This window comes from Streptomyces sp. NPDC049627 (assembly GCF_044465645.1).
GTDB lineage: Bacteria > Actinomycetota > Actinomycetes > Streptomycetales > Streptomycetaceae > Streptomyces.
The window spans coordinates 306,191-321,563 of sequence record NZ_JBITLW010000004.1 but is presented as its reverse complement, the minus strand read 5'-3'; the positions used below and the strand labels follow the sequence as shown (position 1 = coordinate 321,563).

Annotated in this window: 10 protein-coding genes and 1 pseudogene; 6 read left to right on the top strand and 5 right to left on the bottom strand. The window is 68.0% G+C overall.

The window, feature by feature from the left end; translation table 11 throughout:
- Positions 1-5 precede the first annotated feature (5 nt).
- Genes ACIBU0_RS13245 through ACIBU0_RS13235 form a run of 3 tightly spaced genes read left to right on the top strand, consistent with a single transcriptional unit; the run spans position 6 to position 4,394 of the window.
- On the top strand, positions 6-1,661 hold the full coding sequence (locus ACIBU0_RS13245) for an extracellular solute-binding protein (RefSeq protein WP_398816231.1): 1,656 nt from the start codon (positions 6-8) through the stop codon (positions 1,659-1,661).
- 40 nt (positions 1,662-1,701) lie between these two features.
- The gene (locus ACIBU0_RS13240) at positions 1,702-2,385 is read left to right on the top strand and encodes a hypothetical protein (protein WP_398816228.1); all 684 of its coding nucleotides are present in this window, start codon (positions 1,702-1,704) and stop codon (positions 2,383-2,385) included.
- The gene (locus tag ACIBU0_RS13235) at positions 2,382-4,394 is read left to right on the top strand and encodes a beta-galactosidase (RefSeq protein WP_398816225.1); all 2,013 of its coding nucleotides are present in this window, start codon (positions 2,382-2,384) and stop codon (positions 4,392-4,394) included. The genes ACIBU0_RS13240 and ACIBU0_RS13235 overlap by 4 nt, the downstream gene beginning before the upstream one ends.
- On the opposite strand, the gene ACIBU0_RS13230 is transcribed toward ACIBU0_RS13235, so the two are convergent.
- From ACIBU0_RS13230 to ACIBU0_RS13210, 5 genes and pseudogenes are all read right to left on the bottom strand, one after another.
- Complete coding sequence (locus ACIBU0_RS13230) at positions 4,388-6,358, bottom strand: alpha-glucuronidase (RefSeq protein WP_398816222.1); 1,971 nt, start codon at positions 6,356-6,358, stop codon at positions 4,388-4,390. The two genes, ACIBU0_RS13235 and ACIBU0_RS13230, sit on opposite strands and share 7 nt — an antisense overlap.
- A 33-nt stretch (positions 6,359-6,391) precedes the next feature.
- The gene (locus ACIBU0_RS13225; RefSeq protein WP_398816219.1) at positions 6,392-10,156 is read right to left on the bottom strand and encodes a GH92 family glycosyl hydrolase; all 3,765 of its coding nucleotides are present in this window, start codon (positions 10,154-10,156) and stop codon (positions 6,392-6,394) included.
- Positions 10,157-10,448: 292 nt separating this feature from the next.
- Positions 10,449-11,267: a zinc ribbon domain-containing protein gene (locus tag ACIBU0_RS13220; RefSeq protein WP_398816915.1), complete on the bottom strand. Its 819-nt coding sequence runs from the start codon at positions 11,265-11,267 to the stop codon at positions 10,449-10,451.
- Between the two features lie 147 nt (positions 11,268-11,414).
- A pseudogene (locus ACIBU0_RS13215) lies at positions 11,415-11,585 on the bottom strand (RNA-guided endonuclease TnpB family protein); the annotation flags it as partial.
- The gene (locus ACIBU0_RS13210) at positions 11,537-11,704 is read right to left on the bottom strand and encodes a hypothetical protein (RefSeq protein WP_398816217.1); all 168 of its coding nucleotides are present in this window, start codon (positions 11,702-11,704) and stop codon (positions 11,537-11,539) included. The gene ACIBU0_RS13210 and the pseudogene ACIBU0_RS13215, both read right to left, overlap by 49 nt.
- A 252-nt stretch (positions 11,705-11,956) precedes the next feature.
- Between ACIBU0_RS13210 and ngcE the strand changes: the two genes are divergently transcribed.
- The 3 genes from ngcE to ACIBU0_RS13195 are packed head-to-tail and all read left to right on the top strand — an operon-like array spanning position 11,957 to position 15,339.
- Positions 11,957-13,426 carry an N-acetylglucosamine/diacetylchitobiose ABC transporter substrate-binding protein gene (gene ngcE, locus ACIBU0_RS13205; protein WP_398816214.1) on the top strand — a complete coding sequence of 490 codons (1,470 nt, stop codon included), beginning with the start codon at positions 11,957-11,959 and terminating at the stop codon, positions 13,424-13,426.
- 59 nt (positions 13,427-13,485) lie between these two features.
- Positions 13,486-14,412 (top strand): carbohydrate ABC transporter permease, encoded by a 927-nt coding sequence (locus tag ACIBU0_RS13200; protein ID WP_398816212.1) that lies wholly within the window; start codon positions 13,486-13,488, stop codon positions 14,410-14,412.
- 3 nt (positions 14,413-14,415) lie between these two features.
- Positions 14,416-15,339 (top strand): carbohydrate ABC transporter permease, encoded by a 924-nt coding sequence (locus ACIBU0_RS13195; RefSeq protein ID WP_398816209.1) that lies wholly within the window; start codon positions 14,416-14,418, stop codon positions 15,337-15,339.
- Positions 15,340-15,373: the final 34 nt, after the last annotated feature.

Below are 15,373 nucleotides of genomic sequence, written 5' to 3'. Positions count from 1 at the left end.
CATCCGTGGAGAACGCAGGACAGCTGTCGCGGCGTCAGATCCTGGCCGCCGCCGGTTTCATCGGACTCGCCTCCCTCACCGGCTGCGGCAGCGGCGACGACGGCGGGGACTCCAAGGACCTGTCGAAGAAGAGAGACGGCGCGATGAAGGAGTACCGCGTCGGCCAGCAGTTCAAGGCGACAAAGCCGCTGTCCGTCTCGGTCCTGCACAACAACAACCCGGTCTACCCGATGAAGAACGGCTGGCTGTTCTGGAAGGAGCTCACCAAGCGCACCGGCGTCACCTTCGAGCCCGTCGCCGTTCCCCTGGTCGACTACGAGAAGAAGCGCAGCGTCCTCATCGGCTCGGGCGACGCCCCGTTCCTGATCCCCAAGACCTACCACCCCTCGGAAGTCCCGTTCGTGTCGTCGGGCGCGATCCTCCCGGTCAGCGACTATGTGCACCTGATGCCCAACTTCCAGGACAAGGTCAAGCGCTGGAAGCTGGAGCCGGAGATCGACTCCGTACGGCAGTCCGACGGCAAGTTCTATCTGCTGCCCGGCCTGCACGAGAAGGTCAGATCCGGCTACTCGCTGGCGCTGCGCACGGACGTCCTCGACCGGCTCGGCCTGAGCCGGCCCGGCACCTGGGACGAGGTGTACGAGGTCTTCAAGGCGATCAAGGAGGAGTACCCCGACCGCTACCCGTTCTCCGACCGCTGGAGCAAGAACACCCCCTACCCGGCCGCCGCCCTCTTCAGCTACCTCGGCCAGGCCTACGGCGTCCGGGCCGGATGGACGTACGACAACATCAGCTGGGACCCGGACGGGCAGAAGTTCGTCTTCACCGGGGCGACCGACGCCTTCCGACAGATGATCGCGTACGTGCGCAAGCTGGTCGCCGAGAAGCTGGTGGACCCGGAGAGCTTCACCCAGACCGACGACGAGGCCGCGCAGAAGCTGCTGGGCGAGAAGTCGTTCGCGATCAGCGCCAACCCGCAGGTCCTGGTGCAGGAATACCGGTACAACCTGCAAAAGCAGGTCAAGGGCGCTCGGATCGAGATGATCCCGGTGCCGCTGGGGCCCGCCGGTCCCGTGGTGCTGGGCGGCGCCCGGCTGGAGAACGGCCTCATGATCGCCGGCAAGGCGCTCAAGAGCGACAGCTTCGTCGCGATGATGCAGTTCGTGGACTGGCTGTGGTACTCGGACGAGGGCCAGCGGTTCGCGCGGTGGGGCGTCGAGGGCGTCACCTACACCCGCTCCGGAGGCCAGTACCAGCTCAAGCCCGGCATCAGCCTCATGGGTTCCGACCCGGACGCCCCCAAGGACATGCAGAAGGACTACGGCTTCTACAACGGCGTCTTCGCCTACGGCGGCAGCTGGGAACTCGTCTCCTCCATGTTCAGCCCGGACGAGAAGAAGTTCCAGGACGCCATGGCCCAGCGTGAACAGACACCCATCGCCCCGGCCCACCCGCTGCAGTCCTTCGAGCAGGAGCAGGCCGCCCTGTGGGAGACACCGCTCAGGGACCATGTCACCCAGAACACCCTCAAGTTCGCCCTCGGCAAGCGCCCGCTGTCCGAATGGGACTCCTACGTGGCCGAGTTGAAGGCCAAGAACATGCAGCAGTTCGTCGACCTGCACAACAAGGCGTACGAGCGGTACAAGAAGGAGAACGGGTGAGCCGCGTCCCCGCCCGGGGACAGAGCCGCCGGGAGGCGCCATGAGCAGCGTGCGTACGGCCGACTTCGGCACCGGAGCCCTCTCCCGTGCCGCCGGTCTGATCCACACCCTGGTCACGGTCGAGGCCCTGCTGCTCCTCGCCGCCGCCCCCGGCCTCGCCGGCCTGCTCCTCCTCGCCCCCGACCCCGCCAACCTGCCGCTGGCCGCCGTATGCCTGCTCCCGCTCGGCCCGGCGCTGTCCGCCGCCCTGTACGCCCTGCACCACCGCAGCCGCGATCTCACGGACCTGCACCCGGCCCGCACCTACGCGCGGGGCTGGCGCCTCAACGCCCTCCCGGCCCTGAAGCTCTGGGCGCCCCTGCTCGCCTGGCTGACGGTCATCGCCTTCACTCTCACCCACTTCTCCGCCACCGGCCTGCCCGGCTGGTGGGCGGTGCTGCTCGGCGCGATCGGCGCCGGCTCCCTGCTGTGGGGCGCGCATGCGCTGGTCCTCACCTCGCTGTTCGCGTTCCGCAGCCGCGACACCGCCCGCCTCGCCGCGTACTTCCTGGTCCGGCACGGCCGCGCCACCCTCGGCGCCGCCTCCCTGCTCGTGCTGACGGCCGCTTCGACCGCCCTGCTGACCGAGGCCCTGCCCGCCCTGCTGGCCGCCCCGCTGCTGCTCTCCCTGCTGCACAGCAGCCGCCCGGTGATCGCCGAGACCCTGGAGGAGTTCACCGCATGAGCCCGCCGCGCACCCCGAGGATCCCGTACGGCGGCGACTACAACCCCGAGCAATGGCCGGAGCCGGTGTGGGACGAGGACCACCGCCTGTTCACCCGGGCCCGCATCGACACCCTCACCGTTGGCGTCTTCTCCTGGTCCCTCACCCAACCCGCCCCGGACACCTACGACTTCACGCTCCTCGACCGCATCCTCGACCGCGCCGCCGCCGAGCACCGCCGGGTCTGCCTGGCCACCGGCACCGCGGCCCTGCCACCCTGGCTTGCCAGGCGACACCCGGACGTCAACCGCACCGACTTCGAGGGCCGCCGCCACCGCTACGGTCAGCGCCACAACTTCTGCCCCAGCTCACCGGCGTACCGCGGCCACGCCACGGCCATGGCGGCCCGCCTCGCCGAACGCTATGCGGAGCATCCGGCACTGCTCGCCTGGCACATCAACAACGAGTACGGCGGCGCCTGTTACTGCGACCTGTGCGCCGAGGCGTTCCGCGCCTGGCTGACGGACAAGTACGGCACCCTCGACGCCCTCAACGACGCCTGGTGGACGGCCTTCTGGTCCCACCGCTACACCGACTGGGCCGAGATCGAGCCCCCGAACGCCCTCACCGAGCACTGGCGCGGCCCCGACCACACCGCCTTCCAGGGCATCACCCTCGACTACCTCCGGTTCACCACCGACGCCCTGCTCGGCTGCTTCCTGGCCGAGAAGGAGGTGATCCGCGCCCATGACCCGCACACACCCGTCACCACCAACTTCATGGGCATGTTTCGCCCCCTCGACTACCACCGCTGGGCGCCCCACCTCGACTTCGCCTCCTGGGACAGCTACCCGCCCCTGGACGCCCCGCCCACCTGGCCCGCCCTCGCCCACGACCTGATGCGCGGCCTCAAGGGCGGCGCCCCCTTCTGGCTGATGGAACAGACCCCGTCCACGACGGCCTGCCGTGACGTCAACCCCCTGCGCCGCCCCGGCGAACTCCGCCTCGCCACCTTCCAGGCCATCGCCCACGGCGCCGACGCCGCCCTCTACTTCCAGATGCGGGCCTCGCGCGGCGCCTGCGAGAAGTACCACGGCGCCGTCATCGGCCACGCGGGCCGCCACGACACCCGCGTCTTCCGCGAAGTGGCCAGCCTGGGAGGGGAGTTGGAGGCCCTGGGTGACGCGACCCTCGGCGCGCGCACACCGGCCCGCACCGCGCTCCTCTTCGACTGGGACAGCTGGTGGGCCCTGGAGATCTCCGACGGCCCCTCCCGGCCGGTCAAGTACCAGGAGGTGGTCCACGCCTACTACCGCGCCGCCCGCGAGGCAGGCGCCGACGTGGACGTCGTCCCGGTCACCGCCGACCTCACGGCGTACGACGTGGTCCTCGCGCCGGCACTGCACATGGTCAAGGGCGACACCGCCGCGCGCCTCGAAGCGGTGGCCGCACGCGGCGGCACGGTCGTCACCACCTTCCTCTCCGGCCGCGTCGACGAGCACGACCGCGCTTTGCCCACCGACGTCCCCGGCCCGCTCGCCCCTCTCATGGGCGTCCGCGTCGACGAATGGGACTCCCGGCCGCCGGACTTCGCCCAGCCGGTCCCCGAACTGGCGGCGCAGGGACGGCTCGTCTTCGAGATCGTGCTGCCGCGGGGGGCCGAGCCGGTCGCCACGTACGGCTCCGACTTCTACGCGGGCACCCCCGCCGTGACCCGCAACCGCTTCGGCGCGGGAGAGGGCTGGTACGTCGCCACCGCCCTCGACCAGGGAGGCGTCGACCAGGTGGTACGGCGCGTGCTGGCCCGCCATGACCTGATCGGCCCGTACGCCGGCCATCCGGGCGTGGAGACCGCGGCCCGCGTCACCCCCGACGGCACCCGCCTCCTCTTCCTCCTCAACCACGCCCCCGAGCCCGCCCGCCTCACCGCCCACACCACCGCCACCGACCTGCTGACCGGCAAGCGGTTGGAGAAGGGCGAACCCGTGACCCTCGACCCGCTGGGCACAGCGATCCTGCGCCTTCAGTAGATCCGGCGCCCATGTGCGTCGGCCACACCCGACTTGCGGAAGAAGTAGCTGTTGACCTGATCGCGCCACTCACGGGCACTGCGGAGCTGCTCCTCGAACCGCTCCGCCACCCGCGCGTGGCGCGCCGGGTCCATCAGACCGGCCAGCTCGGCCCACACGGCCCTGGCCGCCTCCACCTCCTCCACGCCCTCGAAGTGCGTGTCGTATATGTGCTGGATCACCGTCTTACCGCTCCGGAGCACGTGCTCGTACGACACGTGGTGGAAGAACAGCAGCAGCTCATCGGGGCACGAGGACACCGACTCGTACACCTCGGCCCACGGCTTGGCGTACTGCCCCGCGTACCCGGTGCCGGTCGCCACGCTGCGGTCGACCCCGACACCGTCCCGGTCGGCGAAGTGGTAAGTGCCCCAGGGGCTGTACTCGTAGCCGTCCACGCTCGGCCCGTAGTGATGACCGGGCTGCACCATCCAGCCCACCCCGAGCGGCGCGGTGTACTTCTCGTACGTCCGCCACGAGCCGTCCAGGACCGTGCGCAGCCCCTCGTGCAGGCGCGGATGGCCGGGTGCGAAGCTGAGCCGGATCCACTCGTCGAGGATCCGGCCCGGATCGGCGTCCGGCCGCCAGGCCAGCCGTCCGAAGGTGTACAGGTTCGCCTGGGCCAGCGGATGCCCGGTCCAGAACGGATCGTCGCCCACGTTGGACACGGCGACGAGACCACCACGAGCCAACTCGCCGACCGACGCGCCCTCTTCGGGCCGGAACCGCAGCACCTCGCTCCACATCGGCCCGAGCCAGCACACATGCCGCTGCTGCCCCGTGTACTCCTGCGTGGCCTGCATCTCCACCGCGAGCCGGGTGCGCGGCATCGCGCCGATCAGCGGGGAGACCGGCTCGCGCACCTGGAAGTCCATCGGCCCGTGCTTGACCTGGAGGATCGCATTCGGGGCGAACTGCCCGTCCAGCGGCACGAAATGGTCGTACGCGGCCCGCGCCCGGTCCGTCGTCCGGTCCCGCCAGTCCTGGCGGTGGTCGTAGACGAAGGCCCGCCAGTGGACCGTGCCGCCGTACGGCTCCAGCGCGGCGGCGAGCACATTCGCACCGTCCGCGTGGCTGCGGCCGTACGCGAAGGGCCCGGGCTGTCCCTCCGAGTCGGCCTTCACGACGTACCCGCCGAAGTCGGGCACCGCCTCGTACACCCGCGCGGTCACCCCGTCCCACCACGCCCGCACCGCCTCGTCCAGCGGGTCGGCGGTCGGCAGCCCGCCGAGCACGATCGGCGCGGCGAAGGTGACCGACAGATGCGTGCGGATGCCGTACGGCCGCAACGCGCCCGCGATCGCGGCGACTTCCCCGATCCGGTCGGTCAGCAGACGTGCCTCGGCCGCGTGCACGTTGACGTTGTTCACGGCCACGGCATTGATCCCACAGGCCGCCAGCAGCCTGCCGTACGCCCGCACCCGCCCCAGCAGCTCACCGCGCGCCCGCCCGTCCGCCCAGAACAGCGACCCGCCGGCGTAACCGCGCTCCACCTGGCCCATGACCGGGTGCACGGCCACGTTGTCCCAGTGATCGAGCATGCGCAGCGCCGACGCGGGCCGCTGCTCCTCCCGGCCGTACGAGCCCTGGAACGCCGCGTCCCCGAGCCGTACGACGTGGAAGAGGCCGTACAGCAGTCCGGAACCGCCGGACGCGGTGACGGTCGTACGGCCGGCACCGCGCTCGATGGTGAACGCCTCGCCACCACCACGGTCGCCGCTCTCCGCGCCGGTCACCTCCAGCACCAGGTCGTACGGCCCGGGGGACGCGTCGCGCTCGACGCGGCCCCCGAACCGTGCGCAGGCCTCGGCCACTTCCCCGTGGACCGTGTCCACCAGCGGACCCGAACCGCGGATCAGCGTCCGCCGGGTGCCGATCGGCCGGAACGCCTCGTCCGGCAGCCAGGCCGGATCGACACCCTGCATGAGACCCCCCAATGCTTCTCCCCATGCCCTTGCTCAGGCGAGGAGTTCGACTTCCGACACCACCGCCTCGCCGTCGAACACCAGGCGGTACTTCCCGTACGTACCCGGGGACCCCACGGTGAACGCCCGTGTCTGGCGGTCCCAGGTGAAGGACTGCCCCGAGCGCCTGTCGAGCGTGTGCCACGTGGTCCCGTCGTCCGAACCCTGGAGCGTCCAGCCGGCCGGTGCCTGGGCTCGGTCCGACGGTGACGTCAGGGTGTACTGCACGGCCTTGGTGCGCCCGGACGCCGGCAGATCCAGTGAGGTGACGCTCGCCTGGGTCGCCGACGTGTTGTCGAACAGGGCACCCTCACCCTTCAGCACATCCGCCCGCGGCACCGGAACCTCGTCGTCCTTCGTGATCGACACGGGCGCTGCGTTCTTGCCGGTGCCCCACGACGAGGGCCGCGACCCCATGTCGAACTCCAGGACGCCGCCCTTGGCGATCACCGCGTGGGGGAGTGAAGTCGACCTCCACGGAACACCGTTGACCTTCAGCCCCTGCACATACACATTGCGCGCGCTGTTCCTCGGCGCCCTGACCACCAGGTCCTTGCCGCTCTCCAGATGGACCGTCGCCTTCGTGAACAACGGCGACCCGATGGCGTACTCACCACTGCCCATCACCAGCGGATAGAAGCCCAGCGCGGAGAACAGGAACCAGGCCGACTGCTCGCCGTTGTCCTCGTCGCCGTGGTAGCCCTGCCCGATCTCGCTGCCGACGTACAGCCGCGACAGCACCTCGCGGACGTATCTCTGCGCCTTCCAGGGCTGACCGGCCGCGTCGTACATGTAGACGGCGTGGTGGGCGACCTGGTTGGAGTGGCCGTACATGCCCATGCGGACGTCCCGTGCCTCGGTCATCTCGTGGATGACACCGCCGTAGGAGCCGACGAAGTCGGGAGAGGCCGTCTCCGGGGTGGCGAAGTACTCGTCGAGCTTGTCCGCGAGGCCGCCGCGGCCGCCGTAGAGATTGGCCAGGCCCCGGCTGTCCTGCGGGGCGGTGAAGGCGTAGCCGTAACCGTTCGTCTCGGTGTAGTCGTAGCCCCACACGCGTGGGTCGTACTTCGAGGACTCGACGCGCCAGTCGCCCTTCTCGTCGCGGCCCTGGAAGAAGCCGGCCTTGGCGTCGAAGAGGTTGACGTAGTCCCGGGCGCGGTTGAGGAAGTACGCCGACTCCTCCTTGTAGCGCTTCTCGCCCGTCTCCCGGTACAGCGCCTGGCCCATCCGCGCGATGCCGTAGTCGTTGAGGTAGCCCTCCAGCGCCCACGACAGGCCCTCGTGCGTCTCGGTGCTGGTGTAGCCGAGGAAGGGCGAGGTCGCCATGCCCTTGCGGCCCACGCCGGACGACGGGGGCACGACGGTCGCGTTCTTCAGGGCCGCGTCGTACGCCGACTTCGCGTCGAAGTCGACGCCCTTGACGTAGGCGTCGGCGAAGGCGACGTCCGAGGAGGTGCCGGTCATGAGGTCCGCGTAGCCGGGGGAGGACCAGCGGGAGGTCCAGCCGCCGTCCTTGTACTGCTGCACGAAGCCGTCGACCATCTCGCCCGCCTGACCCGGCGTCAGCAATGAGTACGCCGGCCAGGTCGTCCGGTAGGTGTCCCAGAAGCCGTTGTTGACGTACACCTTGCCGTCCACGATCTTCGCGCCGGTGTGGGTCGGCGTGTCGGGGTTCGGCATCGGGGAGAACGGCGACGCGTACCGGTACTTCGAACCCACCTTCTCGAAGCCGGAGTTGGGGTACAGGTACAGCCGGTACAGGCTGGAGTACAGCGTGGTCAGCTGGTCCGGGGTCGCGCCCTCGACCTCCACCTTGCCGAGGAGCCGGTCCCACTGGCGCTGGGCGCGCGACTTCACCGAGTCGAAGGAGGTGCCGTCGGGGATCTCCTGGCGCAGGTTGTCCCTGGCCTGGTCGATGCTGATGAGCGAGGTGGCGAGGCGCAGGGAGACGGTCCGGTCGGATCCGGCGTCGAAGCGGAGGTGGCCCTTCACTCCACTGACGGAGCCCCCGGTCACGGACTTGTCGAACTCGCCGTACACGAACAGCCGTGTCGCCCCCGTCGACAACCCGGACTTCACGTCCGAGTAGCCGGTGACGATCCCGTTGTCCTGGTCGAGCGTGAGCCCGGCCTGGTCCGTCACGTTGTCGAAGACGACGCTCGCGTCGTCACCCGGATAGGTGAAGCGCAGCACCGCCGCGTGATCGGTGGGCGTCATCTCCGCCTTGAGCCCGTTCTCGAACCGCACCCCGTAGTAGTACGGCCGCGCGGTCTCGTTCTCGTGCCGGAAGGCGAGCTCGCGCGCCTCACGCCCCGTGTCCGGGGTGCCGGACGCGGCCGACGGCATCACCTGGAAGGTCTGCCGGTCGCCCATCCAGGGGCTGGGCTCGTGGCTCGCGCTGAACGCCTGGATCGTCGGCAGGTTGTCGTCGTTGTTCGCGCGGGCGTAGTCGTACAGCCAGCTCAGCGACCCCGCGTTCGTCACCGGCGTCCAGAAGTTGAAGCCGTGCGGCACGGCGGTCGCCGGGAAGGTGTTGCCGCGCGAGAAGCCGCCGCTGGAGAGGGTGCCGCGGGTGGTGAGCGCGTAGTCGGAGAGGTGGGCCTTGGGCCGTTCGGGTGCGACGCGCTGCAGCGTGATGTCGTCCAGCCAGCCCCGGAACCTCGCCGGGCCCTTGGGAGAGTCGTACGCCACCAGGATCCGGTCGACCGTCTTCCCGGCCGCGACCGAACCGATCCGCGAGACGACGTTGTTCCACTGGTTGACGTACAGGACCTTGGCCGCGCCCTGCCCGCGCGGCGACAGCGGGAAGCCGTGCTGGTCGGTGGCGCCGAGGCCGCTCAGGGAGGTGCCGTCGGTGAAGACCAGGTCGACCGAGACGTTCGTGGCGTCGTAGTCGAGGTCGCCGTCCGCCAGCGACGGGAAGACGCGGTACGACAGCCGGGTGTCGCGGCCGACGGCCACATTCACGTCGTAGATCTTGTTGTACGAGTACGCCCGCCCGTCCGCCGTGTGCCGGCCGGCGTACTTCAGTGCCCGCTTGCCGGTGAAGCCGGCGCCCGCCTTGGCGGTCGGCGAGCCGCTCGGGCCGCGGTCGACCAGGGAGAGCATGTCCTGCGGAACCGGGCCCTCGCTGCCGCCCGTGGAGAACTGGACGTCGGCGAGCTGCAGGATGCTTGAGGCGCCGTTGTTCCCGGTGATCTCCAGCCGGAAGTGCTGGTATTCGGCCGGGTCCGCGATGTCGTACGTCTGTGTCCGGAACCGTTCGGCGAACGTCTCGCCCGAGCGGGTGTCGAGGGTCTTCCACTCCTTGCCGTCCGTGGAGCCCTTCAGGGTCCAGTCCCGCGGGTCGCGCTCGGCGTAGTCATTGGCCGAAGTCAGGGCGTATTTCGCTACCCTGACCGGTTTGTCCAGGTCGAACTCCACCCATCCGGAGGTCTCGAAGACCAGCCACTTCGTGCTCGGCTCCCCGTCGACGAGGTTCTCCTTCACCTCCCCGCCGCCGGTGTTCTCGCCGTTCGCCCGCACGTCCGTGACATGGTCGGTCACATTGCCCGGAATGCCGCTGCTGTAGCCGCCGTCGACACCCGAGGCCCGCTTGCCGCCGTCCGGGGCGGTGTCGACGGTGTTGAGCCAGTCGGGTGCCGGATCGCCCGCCTCGAACGAGGACGCGAACCCCTGGTCGGCCGCGTCGGGCGCCTCCGGCAGGGCGACTGCCGCACCCTGTGCAGCGACCGCCAAGGCGAAGGCGGCCGCCGACACGACCGCCCCTGTACCCCATCTGTGCCGAGCTCTCTGCTGCTTCAACGGGTACCCTCCCTGCGCACGGGACAACGTTGTCAACTTCGATGCGCAAGGATCAGTTGTGGCTCAAGTGCTGTGTTGTGTCAAGGGTGTTGGCTTTGCCATTCGGGGCCTATGTCGCAGATTTTTCCGGCAAGCGGCACACAGGTCGCTCATATTTCCGTGAGGTCTCAACTCGGAAAAGACCGTCGGCCAACCTTGCATTCGATCTTGCTCCGCTGGCGGGAAGTGGACTATACCTGTCGGCACTTCACATGATTCTCCGCACTTCCTGCACTACCCAGCTTGACCCGACCGCGGTGCCGGGGAGGATCCGGTTCACCGCCTGAGTCCTGGAGAAGGCGAGGACTTGAGCGTGACTCCACCCACGCGAAAACGCGCGGGCTTCCTGGATCGCCGGCTGAGCAGCTTCACAGAGGACCAGCCCGGCCCTGTTGCGGACGTTCGGCGCGCCGACGTGATCGGCATTCGCGAGGAAACCGCACTTGCCGCACGCGAACTTCGCCCGGGTGATGCGGTTCTCCGCGCTGGTGTGCCCGCACTCGGGGCACTCGCGGGAGGTGTTGCGGGCGTCCATGGCCTCCAGGCAGTGGGGACGGCTGACTTCGCCGAAGTGGTTGGCATGGGCGACCAGCTTGAGGTTCTCGATGCGGTTGTCGTCCTTGATGCCGTTGCGGTGGTGTACGTCTTCGTTGTCGTTGAGGTGGCGACCGAGGTGCTCCTCCATCACCCAACGATGCTCCGCAACGTACTTGCTTGCGGTGTCGGCCCGCGAAGGGTGGTCGGGCGCGAGTCGGTGCAAGCAGTAGCCCTTACCGGACTTCGCCTTGACCCTCTTGATTCCTCCCCGCCGCCCCGGGTTCTTCTCTCCGCCTTGGGCCGCTCGCATCTGCTCTCGGCTCTCTTCGGAGTGCTTGCGACCCAGCATCGGAGGCTTCTTGCCTTCGTCCCACGCTGCCTTCGCCGCAACGCTGATCCGGCGTCTGCCTTCCTCGGAGGGAGTGGATCGGCGCAACGTGACTCCGTGCCGCTTGAGCGCAGATGTGATCGTCTTCGGGTCGCATCCCATGTCGGCAGCGATGTCGGCAGTCTTCCGGCCGCTTTCGTAGGCAGCCTTGGCGGCGAGTTCCTGATCAGGCGTCAGGGACCTTGGTCGTGGCGTGCACGGAATCCACCGCATGCCAAAACGTGCATTCAGCGACAGCGGGGCACATACCTCGCCATTGTTGACGCGGGGGAAGAACACCGCGAACGCCTTGTCCAGCCGCCGGAGGGTGGCCTGCTGGGAGGAGAAGGACCAGCGGCCCTGGCATTCCCGGTCGAACGACCGGATCTCCTTCAGCTGTGCGGACTGGTGTCCGTGGCCGACCCTGGTCTTCGAGACGTGTATCCGACGAACAGGCCCACGTGGTCGGGCATCACATCCAGCGCCACGATCTCCCACCCCCGTTCGTCAGCCTCGTGCCGAATCGGCTCCTCCAGACGTACCGCCACTCGGTCGCCCATGACCGGACGGCGGTACTTCGGGCACCGCGCCCAGTGCAGTCCGAAGCCCTGCACGCCGCCGGAGAACCGGCGAGTCTTCCTGGCCCCAAGTTCGCGGCGAATATCCGCACGTCGCCTGCATGTCAAGCCTGTGGTCCCTGAAACTTCACGCGTACGTGTGAAGTGGTCCGTCTCGGCTCCGCACCGGGCAGCTACCAGGGGCCTTCGCTTCCTCCACTGGCTAAGGCCGGTAGTCCCCTCGAAGGAGTTCTGATGGGATCCACTCACACCGAGAGCAACGGCACCGGCGACCACGGCGTGGCAGGTGTCGGCCGGCGCGATCTGATCAAGAGGTCGGCCGCGCTCGGCTTGATCTCCGTGCCGACGATGAGCTTCTTGTCCGCATGCGCCAGCAGCGGGGGAAGCGACAACGGGGACAAGGCCAAGGAAGGCAAGAAGACCGCGAAGAACCCGCTCGGCGTCAATGACACCGCGCAGATGGAGTTCGTGCTCTTCGACGGCGGCTTCGGTAAGGAGTACGCCGAGGACGCCGTGAAGATCTACGAGCAGAACTACCCCAAGGTAGACGTCAAGTTCTCCGCCACCCAGAAGATCCAGTCCACGCTCCAGCCCCGCTTCAACCAGGGCACCCCGCCGGACCTCATCGACAACTCCGGTGCCGAGCAGATGGACATGGGCGTCCTCGTCGGCAAGAAGCAGCTCGCCGACCTCACGCCGCTGCTGGACGCCCCGTCGTACGACGACCCGAACAAGAAGGTCCGCGACACGCTGCGCCCGGGCATCGTGGAGATGGGCCAGTTCGACGGCGACCCGGTCTGGATCCTGTACTACGCCTACACGGTGTACGGCGTCTGGTACTCGCAGAAGGCCCTGGACTCGCTCGACGAGCAGTACCCCGAGACCTGGGATCAGATGCTCGCGGTCTGCGAGAAGGCCAAGAAGAAGGGCATGGCGGGCTGGACGTACGCAGGCAAGTACCCGTACTACCTCCCCTTCTCGCTCTACCCGATGATCGGCAAGGTCGGCGGAGTCGAGGTCCTCGACGCCATCGACAACCTGGAGCCGAACGCCTGGAAGCACCCGGCGGTCAAGGCATGCTTCGATGCCTACTACGAGCTCTACAAGAAGGGCTACATCCTCAAGGGCACCCCGGGTCTGGACCACATCCAGTCGCAGACCGCGTGGGCCCAGGGCAAGGCGCTGTTCATCCCGAACGGCTCCTGGGTGGAGAACGAGTCGGCGAAGGTCATCCCGAAGGACTTCGACCTCGCCGTCTCCGCGCCGACCGGGATCGACAGCTCCGACAAGCTGCCCTTCGGCACGATCTGGGCCTCCGGCGGCGAGCCGTTCATCGTCCCCGCCAAGGCGAAGAACACCGCGGGCGGCATGGAGCAGCTGCGCATCATGCTGAGCGAGGCCAGCTCCAAGAACTTCACGAGCAAGGTCAAGTCGCTGACTGCGTACAACGGCGGTACCGACGGCATCACCCTCACCCCGGGTCTCAAGTCCGGCGTGGCGGCGCTGGACAAGGCCGGCGAGAACGTGGTGAATCCGCGGCTCCAGGACTGGTACGTACAGCTGCAGAAGGAGAAGATCGGTGTGGCCTGTCTCGGCGAGATGATGGCCGGCCGCCTCACCCCGGCCGAAACCATCAAGAAGATCCAGGGCTTCGCCGACGAGGCCGCCAAGGATACGTCGATCAAGCACTACAAGCACCAGTAGGTCCCGTGCGGATCCGTCACCAGCGGCTGCACCCGCGCGCAGATCGGGGTCGATAGCACATGCAGCACGGCAAGTACCGGTTCATCGTGGGGTTCCTCGCGGCGCCCCTGGGGCTGTACGCGCTCTTCGTCGTCTGGCCGTTCATCCAGTCCATCTACTACTCGTTCACGGACTGGACCGGACTGAGCCCCGAGTTCAAGATGGTCGGCTTCGACAATTACGAGAGGATGCTCGACGACGACATCTTCTGGAAGTCGTTGCAGCACAGCCTGGTTTTCGCGTTGTTGCTGCCGCTGGTGACGATTGGTTTCGCGCTCTTCCTCGCCTTCATGATCAATGTGGGCGGACGGCGCAGAAAGGGCGGCCCGGCGATCACCGGTGTCCGCGGTTCCTCGTTCTACAAGATCGTCTATTTCTTCCCGCAGGTACTGTCGATCGCTATCGTCGCGCTGTTGTTCGCGTTCGCGTACAACCCGGACAGTGGCGCGATCAACTCGGTCCTGAGCGGGATCGGACTGGACAGCGTTCAGCCGCTCTGGCTGGGCGACCCGAACCTTGCCCTGTGGGCCGTGATGGCGGTGATCGTCTGGTCCACGGTCGGCTTCTTCGTGGTCCTGTTCTCCGCCGGTATGGCCTCCATTCCGGCCGATCTGTACGAGGCCGCGCTGCTCGACGGCGCCGGCCGCGCCACCACGTTCTTCCGGATCACCCTGCCACTGCTGTGGGACACCGTGCAGTCCGGCTGGGTCTATATGGGCATCCTCGCCCTTGGCGCCGAGTCCTTCGCGGTCGTACACATCATGACGACCGGGCCTGGCGGCCCCGACTACTCGACCACGGTCATGGTCCTTTACGTGTACCAGAAAGCGTTCCGTGACGGGCAGGCCGCTTACGCCACCACGATCGGTGTGGCCCTGCTCATCGTCACGCTGGCCTTCGCCGCGATCGTGATGCGGCTGGGACGGCGCGAGCGGCTGGAGTTCTGACAGATGAAGACGACCGAGACCACTGCTCCCGTACCGGCCGAGTCCGGTATGCCCGTCACCAAGATCGACGTAACGGTCAAAAAGCCGGACAGGGACAAGAAAGAGGGCACCGTCCTCAACGTCTTCTCCCACGGCGTCCTCGTCATCTGGGCGTTCATGGTCGTCATGCCGCTGTTGTGGGCGGTGATGACGTCCTTCAAGGACGACAGGTCCATCTTCGGCTCGCCCTGGTCGCTGCCGGACGAACTGCACTTCTCGAACTGGTCGCGGGCCTGGACCCAGGCCAACATGAGCGACTACTTCCTCAACACCATCCTGGTGGTGGGGGGTTCGCTGGTCGGCACCCTGGTGCTCGGTTCGATGGCGGCGTACGTCCTCGCCCGCTTCGACTTCCCGGGCAACCGCTTCATCTACTTCCTGTTCATCGGCGGCATGAGCTTCCCGATCATGCTCGCGCTGGTCCCGCTCTTCTACGTCGTGAACAACATGGGCCTGCTGAACACGATCCACGGCCTGATCCTGGTCTACATCGCGTATTCGCTACCGTTCACGGTGTTCTTCCTGACCGCGTTCTTCCGCACGCTGCCGACATCGGTGGCCGAAGCGGCCTTCGTCGACGGCGCCTCCCACTCCCGCACGTTCTTCCAGATCATGCTGCCGATGGCCAAGCCGGGCTTGATCAGCGTCGGCATCTTCAACTTCCTGGGCCAGTGGAACCAGTACATGCTGCCCACGGTCCTCAACACCGACCCGGACAAGCGAGTCCTCACCCAGGGCTTGGTGCAGCTGGCCGTCAGTCAGGGCTACAAGGGTGACTGGTCCGGCCTCTTCGCCGGCCTGGTGATGGCGATGCTGCCGGTGCTGGCGGCCTACATCGTCTTCCAGCGCCAGGTGGTGGCGGGCCTGACGGCCGGTGCGCTGAAGTAAACGCTCTCCGTTGACCCCGATGTAAGCGCCACGT